We start from the raw sequence: 17,607 nt of genomic DNA on the forward strand, positions 1-17,607 counted from the left end.
TGCTTCACACCGAGGCATGCAGCCTATCGGCAATGGCGGCACGGGCCCCAAGCGTGCGGATGCTGGTATAGGAGGCCTTTACCGCATCGCGAAAATCGGGGTTGTTGGCCAGTGCCGGAGGAAATACGGCCTTCACATTCAGCAGGGCATCCATGAGGTCCGCTTTATCCGTATTCGTTACCAGTGAGGCTAACTCATCGGCCAGAGGGTCGGATAACGCTAGTGGCTCTTGCTGGTCATCGAGTCCCACCAGGTAAATGCCCCAGGCAGCAATGGCTAGTGCGGACATCGCCCAGGGACGTCCGGCTTCGATGTTGATGGCAATGGATTCCAGCAAGCGTTGGGGAAGCTTCTGGCTGGTGTCCTTGGCGATTTGTTCCGTACGGTGCTTGAGTTCTGAGTTGCTGAATCGCTTGATCAGGCTCTGTGCGTAACCCGGCAAGTTCGCCCCAGGTAATGTGGGCAGGGTCGGGGCCGACTCATGCAGCATCAAATGCAGTACGGCCTCGTGAAATACCGCATCGGCCATGCAGGCATCGATGGTGCGATGGCCGGCGATACGACCCAGCAGGGCGAGAAAGGTATGGCTGCCGTTCAGCATTCGGAGCTTCATGGACTCCCAGGGCAGAATGTCATCCACCCATTGGACACCAGCTAGTTCCAGAGGTGGTCTTTCGCCCAGGAAGTTATCCTCAATGACCCACTGAAAGAAAGGCTCGCAGATAATACCATTGGGATCGGGTTTGCCGAGTAGCTCCTCCAGCTTGGTATGGCTTGCCTCTGTCATCTCGGGGACGATCCGGTCAACCATGGAGGAGGGGAAGCGACATTCGGATGCGATCCAGTCGGCGAGTGCCGTGTCAAGACGAATGGCTTCGGCGAGCAGGGCCTGACGGGTGAGGACGCCATTCTCTGACAGGTTGTCGCACGAGAGAATCGTCAAGCCGCCGTTGCCTGCTTGGCGGCGCTGCAGGAGTCCTTGGCACAAGGTACCCATGGTGGGGCCGTTGCGATACCCCTTTTCGGTGATGGTCAGGGTGATCAAGGAAAGGGCTGGTGAGGCGATCAGATCATGCAAGGCATCAATACCATCACGGATCGGATGACAGGTACCGATGATGGATTGCACTGTTTGCAGGGTGGCCCCGGAATCGTCGATTTCTGCTACATAGTATTGGTGCCCTGTCTGTACCAGCGCATTGAGCTGTGCCACACCCGATCTCAGGCGAGACACGACGACTCCCCAATCGGCTGGCGTTGCTCCGCCCGCCAGGCGTTGCTTGGCCATGCTTCTATCCAGTGCTGCCACTGTGTGAGCACGGGCAAAAGCGCCGAAACCAATGTGCAGCCAGCGGGGCTGTAATGCCTGTTTGGTAGCATGGTGGGCGCCAGTCATTGGCTACCTCCCAAGGAGATGAACTCGCCGCTTGCAATGCGCTGATCGTGATAGTGTAACGGGCGACTCTCTCCCACTGGCAATATCACCTCGAGTTGCGAGAAGGGAAAGCTCATCTCTCCTTCATGGGTAATCGTCAGTTCCAGTGCTTCATCAGTGCCTGTCAGCTCCAGGTGGGTGATGCAGTGGGGACCATCCTTGGTGACACCATCATCATCAAACAGCATGGAAGTACTGGTGAAGGTGCCTGGCGTCGGGAACAGAGCGAGTGTGCGGCCCTGTTGCGCGTCGGCGGTAGCCTTGTTGGCATTTGCAGTCAGTGGCAGGACAGCGCCTGCACGCACGAAGAGAGGTATGTCCTGTAAGGTAACGGTTTTCTCCACCCAACTGCCGGCCGTGTGGAATTGACCGCTCCAGAAGTCCCACCAACCGGCGCCGTTGTCAGGCAGATAAACAGCTCTGGTAGTAGCGCCTTCCTCCACCACAGAGGCGACCAGAAGATCCCGCCCCAGCAGGAAATCATCGGTGTCGGCATAGGTGGTAACGTCATGCTCGTGGTCAAGAAAGGTGGGCCTGAGCATAGGTTCATTGTCGTTGGCTGCCTGCCATAGGCAGGTGTACAGGTAGGGCAGCAAACGATAGCGGAACTGGATGGCAGCGCGTATATCGTCCGTGACTGCGGGGTGTGTCCAGGGCTCGGTGACGGAGCTATCGTTGTTCCAGCTATGGATGGAGAATCGAGGATGGAAAATGCCGTTCTGTACCCAGCGCAGCAGCAGTTCAGGGCCTGGCTGCGGGCCGGCAAATCCGCCTACGTCATGGCCGATGTTGTAGATGCCGGATAGAGACATGCCGAGCCCCATGCGGATATTCCAACGCAGAGTATCCCAACTGGTGCGGTTGTCACCGCTCCAGGTCTGGGCATAGCGTTGGTGACCTGCACAGCCTGAGCGTGTCACCAGGTAGGGGCGCGTTTCAGGAGCATGCTGGACTTGGGCTTCCCAGGAGGCATGCACCATCAGCAGTGAATGCAGCGGACGTATCAGGCCAATATCGATTTCCTCGCCGAATCCGCAGCAGCGTGCGCCATGGTCCCATACTTCGTATTCGTTATTATCATTCCAGGTAGAGGCAATGCCCTTCTCCAGCAAGGTCTGGGTAACATTCTGCTTCCACCAGCTGATGGTTTCCGGATTGGTGAAATCGAGGTGGGAGCCTTCATCATCCCAGAAGCTGGAAATCTCCGGGCTGTCGGTCTCGCTGTCCTTGATGAATAGCTCTCGAGCGGCGACATCAGCGTAAAAGGGATGGTTTTTCAGCAAGCAGGGTTTGATATTGGCGATAAACCTCACTCCGGCACTGTTAAATGCTCCTGTCAGTGCAGTCGGCTCCGGAATCTTATCGGTATTCCAGGTGAACACATAGCGTTTGTCGTCTATGGAGGTGTAGCCGGATGACAGGTGGAAGCTGTCACAAGGGATAGCTTCCTTGTCCAGCTTATTCAGAAATCCCAGCAACTGATCTTGGGCATCGGGAGCATCGGTGTAGGCCATGGTGGAGCCGGAGTAGCCGAGCGACCAGCGCGGAGGAAGGGCCATGCCGCCAGTTAGTGTCAGCTGGCTTTTTACCAGCTCCAGCATTTTCGGCGCCCAGCGGAAGTAGTAATCGAGATCGCCATCCTGGGCGGAGAAGTACCGATAGTGGGGGTGATAGTTATCCAGCTCTCTGCCGATATCCAGCACACAGGTGTTCAGGGTATCGTAAAAGATACTGAAGCTACCGGTAGACTCGGTTTGTGTGATGGTGAAGGGCAAGTGCTTGTAGAGAGGGTCGGTGTTCTCGGCATCATAGCCCATGGCATCCAGGCTGCGCATTTCGAAACGCCGTTGCGAGCGTTCCAGCTTGCCGGCCTTTTCACCCAGGCCGTATACGCGCTCATTGGGTAGCCGGCGCAGGAAATGTGAATGCGCATGAGTACGTACACCCAGCATATAAGCCCCTGTTGGCCGATCTTCGGCCAGGTACTGCCAGGTGTCGTTGAGTTTGGCCTCCCAAGTAAGGTGCAGTGGCTGTGCGATGGTCAGGCGTAGCGTCTCGGTGGAGAGCTGTAGTGCCTCACCTGCCCAGGCGAGGGTGTAGCCTGGGTTGGTGAAGCCATCGAGTGAGTCACGCTCCCGGCCCCGTGGTAGGGTATTGCCATCCGGGTTGACCGTCCAGGAGCGACCCAGGCGCCAAGTACCATCTTTCAACAGGCGCACGCGGAATAAGTCATGTTCCAGTACGTTGATGCAGAGTAGGTGTTTGCCATCCACCTTCAAGCGAACGGTGCTGTTGTCCTGATGTTCTAGGCTCCAGTGTTTTAACGTCTTCATGCTAGTCATGTTCCTTGGGGCTGACGGCGTGGCGATAGGGCTGCATCATGAATTAGTAACCCAGAATAAGCTGAGGTAAAAATAGGCTGATTTGTGGCGCGAAAGTGACTAGTAAAACAATGCCGATAAGCACGAGATAAAACGGCAAAATAGGTTTCATGACCTGCATGATGCTGACGCCACTAATTGAGCTGCCTACGAATAGTGCCGACCCCACCGGGGGTGTACAGATTCCCACGCACAGGTTCACTGTCATGATAATACCGAAGTGTACGGGATCGATTCCCAGGCTGTTGACGACCGGGAGAAGGATGGGGGTGAAGATCAGCAGGGCGGGGGTCATGTCCATGAAAGTGCCGATCAAAAGCAGCACTGCTGTGATGGACAGCAAGATGATGATGGGGTTATCAGAAAGGCCGATCATATAATCCGAGATCGTTATCGGAATATCGCCGAAAGCCATGGCGCGAGACATGGCAATGGAGCAGCCAATCAGAAACAGCACGATGGATGTTGTGACCGCTGATTCGATAAAGATACGTGGCAGGTCGGTAACCTTGATTTCTCGGTACCAGACTAAGGCCAGAAACAGGGAGTATGCAACGGCAACGGCTGAGGCTTCGGTGGCGGTGAAGGCTCCGCTAATGATGCCGCCAATGACAATGACGATCAGACCAAGGGGCAGGATTGCTCGGACGATAGCAGTTTTGATCTCAGACCAGGTCGATCTTGGCGAGACCGGATAGCCCCTGCGCTTGGCAATGATACCGGCGACCATCATCAGCGACAGCCCCATGAGGATGCCGGGTATATAACCTGCAACAAAAAGTGCTGCGATGGACGTACCACCGGTGATAAGGGAGTAGACAATAAGAGTAGTGCTGGGAGGAATCAGTAAGCCAGTCGGGCACGAGGCGACATTAACCGCGGTGGAGAAGGCCGGATCATAGCCTTCGCGCTTTTGAATGGGAGACATGACGCCACCCACGGCGGCGGCGGAAGCAACGGCTGATCCTGACAGTGCGCCAAACAACATATTGGAGATGATGTTGACGTGGGCAAGTGACCCCGGCAAACGACCCGCCAGAACCTTGGCGAGATCAATGAGGCGCAGGGCGATACCACCGCGATTCATGATATTTCCCGCAAGGATAAAAAACGGAATGGCGATCAGGGTAAAGCTATCCAGGCCTGAGGCCATCTGCTGTGCCACGATACTAAACGACTGATCTGGGGACATGAATAACAAGAAGGTCAGCGTCGAGGATACACCGATAGCGAAGGCGATCGGGATACCGAGCATCATCAAGAGTGCGAAGGAGCCGAAGAGGACAAGGATAGTCATATTAGTGGACTCGCTCTTGTGATTCGGGGGCTGTGCCGGTGTCGTTTGTTGCCGATTCCTGCTCTTCGCTTGTGACGAGAGAGAAGCCTCCCTGCATGGCCGGGTTCAGCCAGACTCTGCCAAGGAAGATGACACAGTAGGCGATAACGAGGACCCCAGAGGCGGGAATGGCGCCGTAGACATACCCCATGGGCATGCGCAAGGACGGTGTGATTTGTCCAGACATGAGAGTCCTGGAGACCATTGCCCAGCCCCCGCGTACCATGACGAAGTACGCAAAGGACGCAATGGTCAGCAATATGATGGTGTTAAGGAATCGGCGTGACACACCTTTCAGTGTTTGTGGAAGCAGATCGATGGCGAGATGTCGTGCCTGGCCAAAGGTATAGGCACCGCCCAGTAGTGCCAGCCACATAAACAGCAGGCGGGCTATCTCACTGGTGCTGGTGCTGGGGGTTCCCAGCAGGTAGCGGGAAACGACCTGCCAAGTCACGCTGGCGACGATGACCGCCAGGATGACGAAAACAACCGTCCCCAGTATGTAGTCAAGTACTCGTTTCATATGGAAGACCTCTTGCCCTGCTCTCTGTCGAGATGATGGGGACAGCAGTGCCCGCCATGGGCGTTGTTCAAAAGCTGACTGGCGTTGAAGACTGGCTCAGTGGCTTCCGCCGCCGTGCGTGAGGCTTACGTTCTCTGGCTCTGGTACGCCAGCGTGCCGTATAGAACTCAGTCATCATGGGGCGTGAGCGTCGCCCCTGTGCCACAAGATGTCAACCAATTTGTAGTATTGGTTGACAGGAGTGGGGTGGTGGGCCACTCTGAGCGCGTTCAACCCCGGAAGTTAGTGAAACGCTGAACAAATCGACGAGCGGAGTAAAGCGCAGCAGCCGGCGCCTATGGGGTACAGGTGAGGATTGCGAGCAGCGCGTAATGTAGCGATTTACCCGCGCAGGCATTTGTGCAGTGTTTCCTTGGTGAACCTCATAGCACGCCCCGGTTTGCATGGTAAGTCATTCAGGAGATTCATAAATGACAACAAAGGTACTCAAGAGCACTGCCTTGGTAGGAGCTGCGCTGCTCTCGGTCAGTAGCTTGACACAGGCTCAGACGCTGCGCTTGAATCACAATAATCCGGAAGACCATCCGACCCATGTCAGCATGGAGTTCATGGGACAACGGCTTTCCGAGTTGACCGATGGTGAGATGAACATTCGGGTGTATGCGAATGCCCAGCTTGGTACTCAGCGTGAGTCCATGGAGCTGGTCCAGAATTGCACCCTGGATATGGCACGCAGCAATACTTCCGAGCTGGAGGCGTTTGAGCCCATATACAGTGCCGTGAACTTGCCGTTTATCTTTGAAAGCGAAGAGCATTTCGAGCAGGTCATCAATAGCGAAGTGGGCCAGGACATTCTCAATGCCTCTCAAGACAAGGGCTTTATCGGAATTGCCTTCCTGACAGAAGGAGCGCGCTCCTTCTATGGTGATCGTGCGATCAATACACCGGCCGACCTAGAAGGCCTCAATGTCCGGGTACAACCCAGCCCTTCAGCTATCCGCATGGTCGAATTATTGGGTGGCAATGCGACGCCTATCGACTGGGGAGAGCTGTATAGCGCGCTACAGCAGGGCGTGGTGGAAATGACGGAAAACAACCCGACGGCGTTGACCAATGCCCGTCATGGGGAAATCGTTAGCAACTTCTCGTTGAGCGAACACACCATCATTCCTTCCGTGGTCGTCATATCCACTTGTGCTTGGAATAGCATGAGCGAAGAGCAGCAAGCTGCCATGCGTCAGGCGGCATCTGAGGCACAGGCGTTCCACTCCGAGTCCTGGAGCGCGATTTCCAACGAGGCACTGGAAGTTGGACAAGCCGAGATGGGAGTGGAAATCAACGAGGTGGATAAGGCTCCGTTCATCGAGGCGGTTATGCCAATGCATGAAGAAGTGGCTGCTGAGTCCGCGGAGCTAGCGGAACTGATCGAGCGCATCAAGGCAGAGGCTAACTAAGACGGCGGCCGGGGAGGGAACAGCATGCTGGAACGCTCAACCATGGCGGAGAATGCTCTGACTGCATTGCATGATGAGCAGTATGATGTGCCGCTGAATTCACAGAACCTGAACCACCATACCATGGTATTCACCAAGGGACGTGAGTCGGTGTCACTCAATGGCAGTTGGAATTTTTGTGTAGACCTTCTGGATACGGGGCTACGCCAGAAATGGTATGAGCTGCAACCTGCCTCCCCGGCAGATCGTACCGAGCCCTGGGATTATGACCCCTTCATGGGGGAAACCGTCCCGGTGCCCTCCAACTGGGCCATGCTGAAAGAGAAGTGGTACTTCTTTGAGGGCAGTGCCTGGTACACCAGAAGGCTGGATGTGGCCATACAGCCCGAAGAACGTTACGTTCTGCGCGTGGGCGCTGCCCAGTATGATTGCAAGGTCTTTATGAACGGCAAATTCCTGGGCAATCACTACGGTGGCTCGACACCCTTTTATGTGGAATTGACCGAACATCTGGCTGATGGTGAAAATTGGTTGATGCTGTGTGTCAACAACACACGCACGCTGGACCGGGTGCCAATGCGCAACACGGACTGGTTCAATTATGGCGGTGTCTATCGGGACGTCGAGCTATTCACTCTGCCTGGCATTTTTATCAAGGACATGTTCGTTCGCCTGTCCGAGGATGGCTGCTCGATCGAAGTGGATGTCGCACTGGATGGCCTTGAGGGAGGCAAGAGCACGACAGCGCTACTGGAAGTCCCGGAGCTAGGAATCGCGCAGCACATCACTGTTACACAGGAGGCAGCGACACGGGTAGGGATAGGAGTCGGCAGAGGCCGCTGCTGCATCGCGGCGGATCCCGAACGTTGGTCGCCTGCCAATCCTAGATTATACGACGTGGTGCTGACGGCTGGAGATGATCGCATCACGGATAGAGTCGGCTTTCGCACCATCGTGCGTGATGGTGTTGACATTCTACTCAATGGTGAACCTGTCTGGCTGCGTGGTATTTCGGTCCATGAAGATGATGAAGCCATGGGCAAGGTCACCTCAGAAGAGGATATTCGGCGCAGGCTGGCGCATGCCAAGGAGCTGGGTTGTAACTACCTTCGTTTGGCGCATTATCCTCACCATGAGCGGGTTGCCGAACTCGCTGATGAAATGGGGTTCATGCTGTGGCAGGAAATTCCCGTTTATTGGGCCATCGACTTTGAAAGTGAAAGTACCTTCAAGGATGCCAAGAACCAGCTTGCTGAAGTGATTTTCCGTGATCGTAACCGAGCCAGTGTGATTATCTGGTCAGTGGGCAATGAGAATCCGGATACCGATAGCCGGCTGAGATTCATGCGGAAGTTGACAGAAACTGCCCGCCTGCATGACCCGACGCGGCTGGTAGCTGCAGCCTGCTTGATCAACCACGCCAAATTGAAAATAGAAGACCGCCTGGCGGAGCATCTAGACGTCATCGGTATCAATGAATATTATGGCTGGTATGACGAAAATATAGAAGACTTACGTACTATTGGTGAAAATTCGAATCCTGATCGCCCTGTAGTGATTTCAGAAACCGGGGCCGATGGTGACAATACATGCCACGGGCCAGTGACGGGCTGGTTCAGTGAATCCTATATGGCAGAAGTGTATCGACAGCAGATAGGGATGCTGCGCGAGCTGGAGTATATAAAAGGTATGTCGCCCTGGATTCTTTATGACTTCAGAGTAGAGCGGCGCCAGAATATTTATCAGAGAGGGTTCAATCGTAAGGGGCTGATATCGGCTGATAAACGGACCAAGAAAGAAGCATTTGATGTCTTGGCTGCGTTTTATCATGAAATGAAAGATAAGTGAATGGAAAGTTTCTCGATGTATAAAGGCTTGCGGCGCTATCAGGAGTTGGCGGAAGAGCTGAAGCTGATCATTCGGAAGAAAGGATATCAAGTAGGTGATAGGATCCTGACCGAGAGACAGATTTCAGAGACCCTGAATGTTGGTAGGTCTGCTGCGCGTGAAGCGATTCTCATGCTTGAGATAGAAGGCCTGGTCGAAGTCAAGAAAGGTTCTGGTACCTATTTGATATCAGATGAGCTCTCTGCGCCAAAACCCTTGGAGACGGCGGATGATGTGGGGCCTTTTGAGCTCTTGCAGGCCCGGCAGGTAGTGGAAAGCAATGTCGCTGGACTGGCTGCTTTATCTGTTACCAAGAGCGATATATTGCGTATGCGTCAAGCGCTTGAAATGGAGCGTAAGGGTATAGAGGAACAGAATAATGACTACTCCAGCGATGAACTATTCCATCGCTTGATCGCCGAGGCTACCCAAAACAGTGTGTTGGTAGATACGGTGTCCGAGCTGTGGAAGACGAGAGACCGGAGTCTGATGTGGGCTCGGCTCCATGAGCGTATCTTTGATACCGATTATAGAAAGCAGTGGTTGAGAGATCATCAGGAAATATTATCCGCGCTTCAGTTAAAGGATTCGGAAGGCGCTCGTCGGGCGATGTGGCAGCATCTAGAGAATGTTCGTGATACGCTGATGGAGCTTTCTGACGTGGATGACCCAAATTTTGATGGCTATCTGTTTAATAGCAGTGCGGGCTAGGATGACGGGTGCTGTAAAAATGCTGGCAGAATGAATCAGCATAAGCAATGTAGTGGAGAATATCATGAAATATACATGGCGTTGGTTTGGGCCAGATGACCTAATTAGCTTATCCGATGTGCGGCAAGCGGGCTCAACTGGCGTCGTAACTGCACTGCATCATGTGCCGAATGGTACGCTGTGGTCAAAAGAAGATGTGGTCGAGAGAAAGAATGTCATTGAGGCTGCAGGGCTTGAATGGTCTGTAGTGGAAAGTATTCCGGTGCATGAAGATATCAAAACCCAGACCCCTGGTTGGGAAAAGCTTGCCGATATTTGGGCAGAAAGCGCGATCAACGTTGCCGGGGTTGGGGTCAAGACGATTTGTTACAACTTCATGCCGGTACTGGATTGGACCCGTACCTCCTTGCATCACCAGCTATCTGATGGTGCTTTATGTCTGCGCTATGACGCGCTCGATGCTGCTGCCTTTGATCTGTTTGTATTAAAGCGCCCTGGTGCGGAAGCTGACTATGAAGAGTCGGTCATCAATGCTGCGCGTCGCCGGCTGGATGAAATGAGCGTGGCAGACATCGATGAGTTGATCAGTAACATCATTGCCGGCCTTCCCGGCTCTGAGGAGAGCTATAGTCTCGAGAGTTTCAGGACTCGGCTCGAAGCGTATACAGGGATTACTTCTGCCACATTGAAGGACAACCTGGCGGCCTTTTTGTCCAGGGTGATCCCTCAGCTGGAGCCGCATGGAATCAGGCTGGCCATTCATCCTGATGATCCGCCCTATTCGTTGTTCGGTTTGCCGAGGGTTGTATCAACGGCTCAGGATTTACGCGATATAGCCGATATGAACGCCTCCATGGTCAATGGCTTCACCCTCTGTGCGGGGTCCTTGAGTGTGCGCAGGGACAATGATGTCTGTGCCATATTGGAGGAGCAGGCCGAGCGTGTGCATTTTCTCCATTTACGCAATACCACGGTGGAGTCAGACGGTACCAGCTTCTATGAGAATGCCCACCTGGATGGCGATGTCGATATGGTGAAACTGGTGGACATCGTGCTCGATATTGAAGAACGCCGGGGCGAGCAACTGCCTTTCCGCCCCGATCATGGACATGCCATGCTGAGTGACCTGCGCAGTGGCTTCAAGCCTGGTTACCCGGCCATCGGGCGGTTAAGGGGCATGGCAGAAATTCGTGGGGTCGAGCGAGCCCTGCGTGCTCAACGCCGTAAACCATGAACTGAGATCAAACCTGGCGATAATAGTGGATATCCGCACCGGTAGCGAGAAAAGCATGGATAAGCCATACATCCTGTCGTTCGATCAGGGTACCACCAGTTGTCGTGCCATCCTGTTTGATCACGATGCCCGTATCCTGGGAGTGGCCCAGAAGGAGTTCGCCCAGCATTATCCGGCGCCGGGCTGGGTAGAGCATGATGCCATGGAGATCTGGGGCAGCCAGATGGGGGTGGCCCGAGAGGTGCTGGAGACCCAGGGTGTCAAGCCTTCTCAGGTGGCTGCCATTGGCATTACTAACCAGCGTGAGACCACCGTGGTCTGGGATCGCCATACCGGTAAGCCGGTCTATCATGCCATCGTCTGGCAGGATCGCCGCACTGCCCCCTTGTGCGATGAACTCAAGGGGCGTGGGCTCGAGCCCTATATCCGCGAGACTACCGGCCTGGTTGTCGATGCCTATTTCTCTGGAACCAAGATCCGCTGGATTCTCGATAATGTCGAGGGTGCCCGTGAGCGAGCGGAGCGTGGTGACTTGTTGTTCGGGACCATGGATACCTGGCTGGTCTGGAACCTGACCAGGGGAGCGCGCCATGTCACTGATTACAGCAACGCCTCGCGGACTCAGCTCTACAATATCCGCAATCTGGAATGGGACCAGCGCATGCTTGAGGAGCTGGATATTCCCGCCGCCATGCTGCCGGAGGTTCGTTCTTCCAGCGAAGTTTATGGTACGACAGCAGTCGAAATGTTCGGTGGAGCCCAGATTCCCATTGCTGGTATTGCTGGAGATCAGCAGGCGGCGCTCTTCGGCCAATCCTGCTTCGAGAAGGGGATGGTGAAGAATACCTATGGCACTGGCTGCTTCATGCTGATGAATACTGGTGAGACGCCAGTGCCCTCGAAGTCGGGGTTGCTGACTACTATTGCTTGGGGTCTGAACGGGCGGGTCGAGTATGCCCTGGAGGGCTCGATCTTCATCGCCGGTGCTGCGGTACAGTGGCTGCGCGATGAGCTCAAGATGATCGATTCCGCTGCAGACTCCGAATATTACGCCGGCAAGGTGGAGGACGCCGATGGTGTCTATGTGGTGCCGGCTTTCGCTGGGCTAGGGGCTCCCTATTGGGACATGTATGCCCGTGGGGCGATCTTCGGTTTGACGCGTGGCACCCGCAAGGAGCATGTGACGCGGGCTACGCTGGACTCGCTGGCCTACCAGACCAAGGACGTGATCGATGCCATGCAGGCCGACTCCGGGATCGAGCTCATGTCCTTGCGCGTCGACGGCGGGGCCGTGGCCAACAATGTGATGATGCAGTTCCAGGCCGATATGCTCGGGGTTGAAGTGCAGCGTCCTGAGGTCACTGAAACCACCGCCTTGGGGGCCGCCTACCTGGCAGGCATTGCCGTGGGAGTCTGGAACAAGGAAGAGGTTGCTGACAAGGGGAGAGTTGAGCGTGCCTTCACCCCGTCGATGGATGACGAACGGCGTGACACGCTCTACCGTGGCTGGCGGAAGGCCGTGCAGCGCACCATGGGGTGGGAGCGTGAAGAAGGTGAGTGATCCCGAGTGGAACAACGAGCTTCACTAACTCGAGTCAAGGGTCTTGGTATCTTGCCGGCCATGGCCAGCATTTCATTGAGGGGAAACTCGCTATGCAATTGCGCAACAGTAATATTGGACGATTGCGTCACCAGTCCTTCGATGTCTTGATTGTCGGCTGGCAAGGGCGTCAAAGTGGATCTGGTTGATCGCTGTGCTGACCGTAACCGGTAGCGCCTGACGATACTGCTATTCGCTCTCATGTCGCATCCGTATTACAACTCTTGTCGGCGATTTCTTACAAACCAAAGCGTCAAAGACAGCTTTTTTTTCGCTCCCGATCTGTCAAGATTTGCGTGGTCGAGCCAGGGAGGCTCCTAAGGAAGAAGGCGCCAGGAAGGCTTTATACTCAGGGAGTTATGGAAGGGATGCCAAGCGGTGTGGAGGGAATCAAAAAGAGCCCGGTGTATAGCCGGGCTTGCCTCTTTATGGATGTAACCATCATGAAACGATGTGGCAATGCTCTGCAGGTGGAAAGACCTAGGAGTATTGATAAAAGCTTTTGCCTAGCGGAAACTCATGAATTTTGAACATTAGCCATGCTGCTTATCTGGCACTAGGGTGATTAATATCTCGCAAGGATGCGGGGAAGATGGAACGCCGAGCAGAGGAGGCTCGATGACGCCAAGGATGCATGACAGGATGTCATGGTGAGCTGGAAAGGAACCAAGGATTGAGGCCCGGCTGTGTGCCGGGCTTCTTTTGTGATTTTCCTGCGAATTTTCCTTCGCGCTATGTAACCTCGCAAGCAGATTGTCTCAGCATGGTGACATCTTGGTCACTGCAATAACGTTGAGGAAAAATTCCCACACGAAAATTTAACTCAGGTTAATTCGCTTGTCGTCTCCCAGTGGCACTGTAGAGCTGCCATTGGAACAGGCATTGGAAAGTACGGCAGGAGAGAAGGCCAGGATGGCTGGTGGCCCGAGAAACATGGCTAGCCAAGCACCCGCAGGAGATCGAAGCAGTCGGGCAGCGCCTGGCCGGTTATGGCTAGGCTTTCGCCGTCTGCTGCCACAAGCTCTTACAAGCCGATGACCAAGGGAAGCGTATGCTAGGCCTTGGCTGCATCTCGTGCACGCGGTGGTCCAGCCGCATTGCCAATGAATATGAACAGGTACGAAAGGAGTTTGAACCAGGCTGAACGTAAGCCTCAATAGGGGCTAGTGACGCAGGAGAAAAAGAATGATCAGGCTAACCTGGAAGGCAGGATCAAAGTTCCTGGATGATAAAGGCCCTGGTTTCGCCATCATGCTGTTTGTGGCCTTCATGTCATGGATACTGTTCTGGCCCCATGGACTCAGCATGAACATGGCTGCTGGCATGGGGCCGGAGGCAATTCGATACGAAAAGGTCAGTACCTCCTACTCCCAGAACGCGGCAGAACTCATGCGCTCCAACGAAGAGGTCTTTTCTCGCTCGCTGAGTATTCTCGATACCAAGAAATATCATTGCTTGCTAACGGAGTTTTTGAGCAGAGGAGAGCAGGAGGGGAGCCAATCAGCCTCCCTGGCGCGCTACGAGACCTTGTGCGGCATCTTTACCGATGCGGCAGCCATGGTCGACACTTATGCCGAACGGCTTGGTGGCGGGGGTGGATACTATCCGGAACTGCATGAGTTCACCTTGCATACGCAGGGAAGAGAGCGGGCCATAGGGCCTTTCCTGACCCAGGGGGAGTGCATCAAGATAGCCAACCGGCTGGCTCGTGCGGGTGAGCATACCTCGCACTGCCTGCCTTATGGGCAGGCTCGGCACCCCACTCCCGGGTTAGGCCGAGGCTGACGCCAACCTCAATGAATATGATCGAGAGCACGGCCGCTTCCGTAAGCGGCCGTCGCCTCTTGCTTGTTCGCTCCTGGCTCAGCCGGGAGCGACTCTTCAGTCTCGAATATGAGAGGCCTGTCAGGCAAGCCATCGAACTCGAGAACGAAGACGTAATCGATGCCTTGGAGGAGGAGGCGGAAGGGGAGTTGCGTCAGGTCATGCATGCGCTCGAGCGTATCGAGGAGGGCGAAGGTGAGCTATGCGAGCCCTAGCTGCCCGAACAGGACTTGTCGCCAGCCTGAATGTTAGGCTAGGAGAGTTCTGTTTAGTCAGGAGAAGGGCATGAAGGCGTGGCGTCGATCCTGCATGGGGCTGATGGCAGTGCTGTGGCTGTCGGGCTGCGGTGGCGATGGCAATGACACGACAGTAGAGGAGGAGGTGCAGCCCGAGCCGGCGACCGATGTTGCAAGCGAGCCTGTTCCGGAACCGGTCGAGGTGGACCCGCTACAGGTCGAGATCAATGCTTCGGCCTCCTTGCGCAGCGACCGTCGGCTCATGGTGCAGGGTGAAACCAATTTGCCGGAGGAAACCCGGCTCCTGCTAGTGGTGGAGCGTGAGTTGAGCGGGGTACGCTGGCAATCGCGTACTTCAGTGGCGGACGGCCAATTTGCCGCCGGTCCCTTCGGGCCGGGCAGCGGTCTACCCGATGGGGGCTATACCATCACGGTCAATCTGGTGGAAGCGAGCGTGCAACCCGCGTCCGTGCGGGAGCGAGTCGGTGAGCAGGGGGAATATCTCGAGGGGGAGTTGGTGCGTAGCTCGCGGCATGGCCTGGGCCAGGTGGCAAGCTATTCGCGGCGCTACCTTATCGGCAGTGAGCCGCGCCGGGCTACCGACCAGGTAGAGGTGTTGGAGGTCGAATGAAACATGAATGATGGGCGTCGCTCAGACGCCATCCTTGCGCCAACGAGCCAGCAGCCTGCCTACGACCTTCTCGGTTGCCTCCAACGGAACCAGCGAGGCCATGGAATCGCTCCCATTGTAGCATAATAGCTCGCCTCGGCTACCGTACTGGAGTTGGCCGATATAAAGCCCTCCTGAACCCTCGATCAGATAATGCCCGGGTAGCTCGCAATTTTCCGTCGGGCCGAAAGCAGCCAGATCCCCACTTTCCAGAAAAGCGAATTGCTCTCCTGGCGCGGGCGTGACGAGATAACACTCACCCTGCCAATCGAGGCCTGCTAATATCCCCCCTGAAAGGCTGAAGCGGTTGGCATTGGGAGCCTGCCAGGGCACCGGGGAGTTGCCACGTAGATACAGCGGCGCCGAGGTCGTTTGTGTGTCACCTTCGAGTAGTTGACCCAGCGTACAACCTAGGGCATCCGCCAGCGCTACCAGCCTTTCATGACCGATCTGCTTGATCGCTCCCGACTCCCAGTATGAGATAGTGACATCGGAAACACCTACCTTCCTTGCCAGTGCAGCCTTGTTAAGGTTTGCCTGCAAGCGTAAGCGCTTGATTTTCTGGCCCAATGAATCCATTTCATCAACCTGGCGACTGTGGCTACAAAAGGAAGTCGATAGTCAGTGATCTGTGTTAACTGTGCAAATTCAACATGTCAACGGTAAATCGACTCTGAGCGCAGGCTATTACTCGTGGAAGGGAATGAGAAGCATTATTAAAAATTCTTCAATTCTTCTGGTGTGTCTCAAGGTGAGTGGCCGGCTGTGCGGCTGTCTGTGCCGAGGCAGGTGCGTATAATGCCGCCATACAATCCCGTTTGGATAAGGACGACATGACTGTACGTACTCGCATTGCTCCGTCTCCCACCGGCGACCCCCACGTAGGCACGGCTTATATCGCGCTGTTCAATCTCTGCTTTGCGAGGCAGCGCGGTGGCCAGTTCATTCTACGCATCGAGGATACGGATCGGGCGCGCTCGACCTTGGAGTCCGAGCAGATGATCCTCGACTCGCTGCGCTGGCTTGGGCTGGAGTGGGACGAAGGGCCCGACGTAGGTGGCCCTCATGGCCCTTACCGTCAGAGTGAGCGTGGCGACATCTATGCCGAATACGCCCGCCAATTGATCGAAGCGGGGCATGCCTTCAAGTGTTACCGCACCAGTGAAGAGCTGGACGAGTTGAGAGAGGCGCGCAAGGCGAGCGGGATGCATCTCGCACTCAAGCCTGCCGACCTGGCACTGCCCGAGGAGGAGGCTGCTCGGCGCGAGCGCGAGGGTTGGCCCTACGTGATAAGGATGAAGGTGCCGGCCAGCGGTACTTGCCGGATCGACGACATGCTGCGGGGCACTATCGAAGTCGACTGGGCGCAGGTGGATGCGCAGATTCTGCTCAAATCCGACGGCATGCCCACCTATCACTTGGCCAATGTGGTGGATGACTATCTGATGGGCATTACCCACGTGCTGCGTGGCGAGGAGTGGATCAACTCGGCCCCCAAGCACCAGTTGCTGTACGAGTACTTCGGCTGGCAGATGCCGGTGCTGTGCCATATGCCGCTACTTCGCAACCCCGACAAATCGAAGCTCTCCAAGCGTAAGAACCCTACCTCGATCAACTATTATCGTCGCATGGGTTTCTTGCCCCAGGCGGTGATTAACTACCTGGGCCGCATGGGCTGGTCGATGCCCGACGAACGAGAGAAGTTCAGCCTCGACGAGATGATGTCGCACTTCGACATTCAGCGTGTGTCGCTGGGCGGGCCTGTCTTCGACCTGGAGAAGCTGACCTGGCTCAACGGGCTTTATATTCGTGAGGACCTGGACGATAGGGCGTTTCTCAAGGCGCTGATGGAGTGGGCCTTCAATGAGGAATACGTCGGACAGATCCTGCCGCAGGTGCGGCCCCGGGTAGAGACTCTCTCGCAGGTAGCGCCATTGGTGGGCCACTTCTTCGGTGGTGTGCCCTCGCTGCGTGAGGACGACTTCGATACCGTCAAACTGGAGCGCGAGGAGTTGGTCAGGTTGCTGCAGTTCCTGACTTGGCGCTTCGAGGCGGTATCGGCCTGGCACAAGGAGGCGCTGCTCGCCGAGGTCAAGTCGCTGGCCGGGCATTTCGAGCTCAAGATGAAGGAGTTCCTGGCGCCGGTCTTCATCGCCATCACCGGTTCCACGGCCAGCACCTCGGTCATGGATGCCATGGCAATTCTCGGTTCAGACATGACTAGAGCGAGGCTGCGTCACGCCATCGAAGTGCTCGGCGGAGTTTCCAAGAAGCAGGCCAAGCGCTTCGAGAAGGAGTACAAGGCGCTGTAAGATG

At 55.6% G+C, this 17,607-nt stretch carries 14 protein-coding genes; 9 read left to right on the forward strand and 5 right to left on the reverse strand.

Annotation, left to right across the window (positions count from 1 at the left end; all coding sequences use genetic code 11):
* Positions 1–4 precede the first annotated feature (4 nt).
* From HOP51_RS05050 to HOP51_RS05065, 4 genes are read right to left on the reverse strand one after another with little or no spacing between them, the layout of a single operon-like run.
* Complete coding sequence (locus HOP51_RS05050; protein WP_234272873.1) at positions 5–1,396, reverse strand: mannitol dehydrogenase family protein; 1,392 nt, start codon at positions 1,394–1,396, stop codon at positions 5–7.
* On the reverse strand, positions 1,393–3,768 hold the full coding sequence (locus tag HOP51_RS05055) for a glycoside hydrolase family 31 protein (RefSeq protein WP_234272874.1): 2,376 nt from the start codon (positions 3,766–3,768) through the stop codon (positions 1,393–1,395). The genes HOP51_RS05050 and HOP51_RS05055 overlap by 4 nt, the downstream gene beginning before the upstream one ends.
* A gap of 52 nt (positions 3,769–3,820) precedes the next feature.
* Positions 3,821–5,113: a TRAP transporter large permease gene (locus HOP51_RS05060; protein ID WP_234272875.1), complete on the reverse strand. Its 1,293-nt coding sequence runs from the start codon at positions 5,111–5,113 to the stop codon at positions 3,821–3,823.
* Between the two features lies 1 nt (position 5,114).
* A complete protein-coding gene (locus tag HOP51_RS05065; RefSeq protein WP_234272876.1) occupies positions 5,115–5,675 on the reverse strand; it encodes a TRAP transporter small permease in 561 nt (186 codons plus the stop codon).
* A gap of 470 nt (positions 5,676–6,145) precedes the next feature.
* Here HOP51_RS05065 and HOP51_RS05070 point away from each other — a divergent pair, with 470 nt between their 5' ends.
* The 8 genes from HOP51_RS05070 to HOP51_RS05105 all read left to right on the forward strand — a co-directional run bounded on the left by HOP51_RS05070 (position 6,146) and on the right by HOP51_RS05105 (position 15,252).
* Positions 6,146–7,129: a TRAP transporter substrate-binding protein gene (locus HOP51_RS05070; protein WP_234272877.1), complete on the forward strand. Its 984-nt coding sequence runs from the start codon at positions 6,146–6,148 to the stop codon at positions 7,127–7,129.
* A 24-nt stretch (positions 7,130–7,153) separates the two neighbouring features.
* On the forward strand, positions 7,154–8,977 hold the full coding sequence (locus HOP51_RS05075; protein WP_234272878.1) for a glycoside hydrolase family 2 protein: 1,824 nt from the start codon (positions 7,154–7,156) through the stop codon (positions 8,975–8,977).
* Positions 8,978–9,727 carry an FCD domain-containing protein gene (locus HOP51_RS05080; RefSeq protein ID WP_234272879.1) on the forward strand — a complete coding sequence of 250 codons (750 nt, stop codon included), beginning with the start codon at positions 8,978–8,980 and terminating at the stop codon, positions 9,725–9,727.
* A 64-nt stretch (positions 9,728–9,791) separates the two neighbouring features.
* Positions 9,792–10,961: a mannonate dehydratase gene (gene uxuA, locus HOP51_RS05085; RefSeq protein ID WP_234272880.1), complete on the forward strand. Its 1,170-nt coding sequence runs from the start codon at positions 9,792–9,794 to the stop codon at positions 10,959–10,961.
* 55 nt (positions 10,962–11,016) lie between these two features.
* A complete protein-coding gene (glpK, locus tag HOP51_RS05090; protein WP_234272881.1) occupies positions 11,017–12,522 on the forward strand; it encodes a glycerol kinase GlpK in 1,506 nt (501 codons plus the stop codon).
* A gap of 1,224 nt (positions 12,523–13,746) precedes the next feature.
* Positions 13,747–14,346, forward strand: coding sequence for a hypothetical protein (locus HOP51_RS05095; protein ID WP_234272882.1), 600 nt, complete (start codon positions 13,747–13,749; stop codon positions 14,344–14,346).
* Positions 14,347–14,405: 59 nt separating this feature from the next.
* On the forward strand, positions 14,406–14,600 hold the full coding sequence (locus HOP51_RS05100) for a hypothetical protein (RefSeq protein ID WP_234272883.1): 195 nt from the start codon (positions 14,406–14,408) through the stop codon (positions 14,598–14,600).
* 70 nt (positions 14,601–14,670) lie between these two features.
* Positions 14,671–15,252, forward strand: coding sequence for a hypothetical protein (locus HOP51_RS05105; RefSeq protein WP_234272884.1), 582 nt, complete (start codon positions 14,671–14,673; stop codon positions 15,250–15,252).
* Positions 15,253–15,273: 21 nt separating this feature from the next.
* On the opposite strand, the gene HOP51_RS05110 is transcribed toward HOP51_RS05105, so the two are convergent.
* On the reverse strand, positions 15,274–15,870 hold the full coding sequence (locus HOP51_RS05110) for a helix-turn-helix domain-containing protein (RefSeq protein WP_234272885.1): 597 nt from the start codon (positions 15,868–15,870) through the stop codon (positions 15,274–15,276).
* A 254-nt stretch (positions 15,871–16,124) separates the two neighbouring features.
* Here HOP51_RS05110 and gltX point away from each other — a divergent pair, with 254 nt between their 5' ends.
* On the forward strand, positions 16,125–17,603 hold the full coding sequence (gene gltX, locus HOP51_RS05115; protein ID WP_234272886.1) for a glutamate--tRNA ligase: 1,479 nt from the start codon (positions 16,125–16,127) through the stop codon (positions 17,601–17,603).
* Positions 17,604–17,607: the final 4 nt, after the last annotated feature.

It is taken from the genome of Billgrantia zhangzhouensis, from assembly GCF_021404465.1.
Taxonomy (GTDB): Bacteria; Pseudomonadota; Gammaproteobacteria; order Pseudomonadales; family Halomonadaceae; genus Halomonas; species Halomonas zhangzhouensis.

Coding starts and splice junctions, on each gene's coding strand:
- HOP51_RS05050 (WP_234272873.1), bottom strand. CDS start 1,396: ATGACTGGCGCCCACCATGCTACCAAACAGGCATTACAGCCCCGCTGG.
- HOP51_RS05055 (WP_234272874.1), bottom strand. CDS start 3,768: ATGAAGACGTTAAAACACTGGAGCCTAGAACATCAGGACAACAGCACC.
- HOP51_RS05060 (WP_234272875.1), bottom strand. CDS start 5,113: ATGACTATCCTTGTCCTCTTCGGCTCCTTCGCACTCTTGATGATGCTC.
- HOP51_RS05065 (WP_234272876.1), bottom strand. CDS start 5,675: ATGAAACGAGTACTTGACTACATACTGGGGACGGTTGTTTTCGTCATC.
- HOP51_RS05070 (WP_234272877.1), top strand. CDS start 6,146: ATGACAACAAAGGTACTCAAGAGCACTGCCTTGGTAGGAGCTGCGCTG.
- HOP51_RS05075 (WP_234272878.1), top strand. CDS start 7,154: ATGCTGGAACGCTCAACCATGGCGGAGAATGCTCTGACTGCATTGCAT.
- HOP51_RS05080 (WP_234272879.1), top strand. CDS start 8,978: ATGGAAAGTTTCTCGATGTATAAAGGCTTGCGGCGCTATCAGGAGTTG.
- uxuA (WP_234272880.1), top strand. CDS start 9,792: ATGAAATATACATGGCGTTGGTTTGGGCCAGATGACCTAATTAGCTTA.
- glpK (WP_234272881.1), top strand. CDS start 11,017: ATGGATAAGCCATACATCCTGTCGTTCGATCAGGGTACCACCAGTTGT.
- HOP51_RS05095 (WP_234272882.1), top strand. CDS start 13,747: ATGATCAGGCTAACCTGGAAGGCAGGATCAAAGTTCCTGGATGATAAA.
- HOP51_RS05105 (WP_234272884.1), top strand. CDS start 14,671: ATGAAGGCGTGGCGTCGATCCTGCATGGGGCTGATGGCAGTGCTGTGG.
- HOP51_RS05110 (WP_234272885.1), bottom strand. CDS start 15,870: ATGGATTCATTGGGCCAGAAAATCAAGCGCTTACGCTTGCAGGCAAAC.
- gltX (WP_234272886.1), top strand. CDS start 16,125: ATGACTGTACGTACTCGCATTGCTCCGTCTCCCACCGGCGACCCCCAC.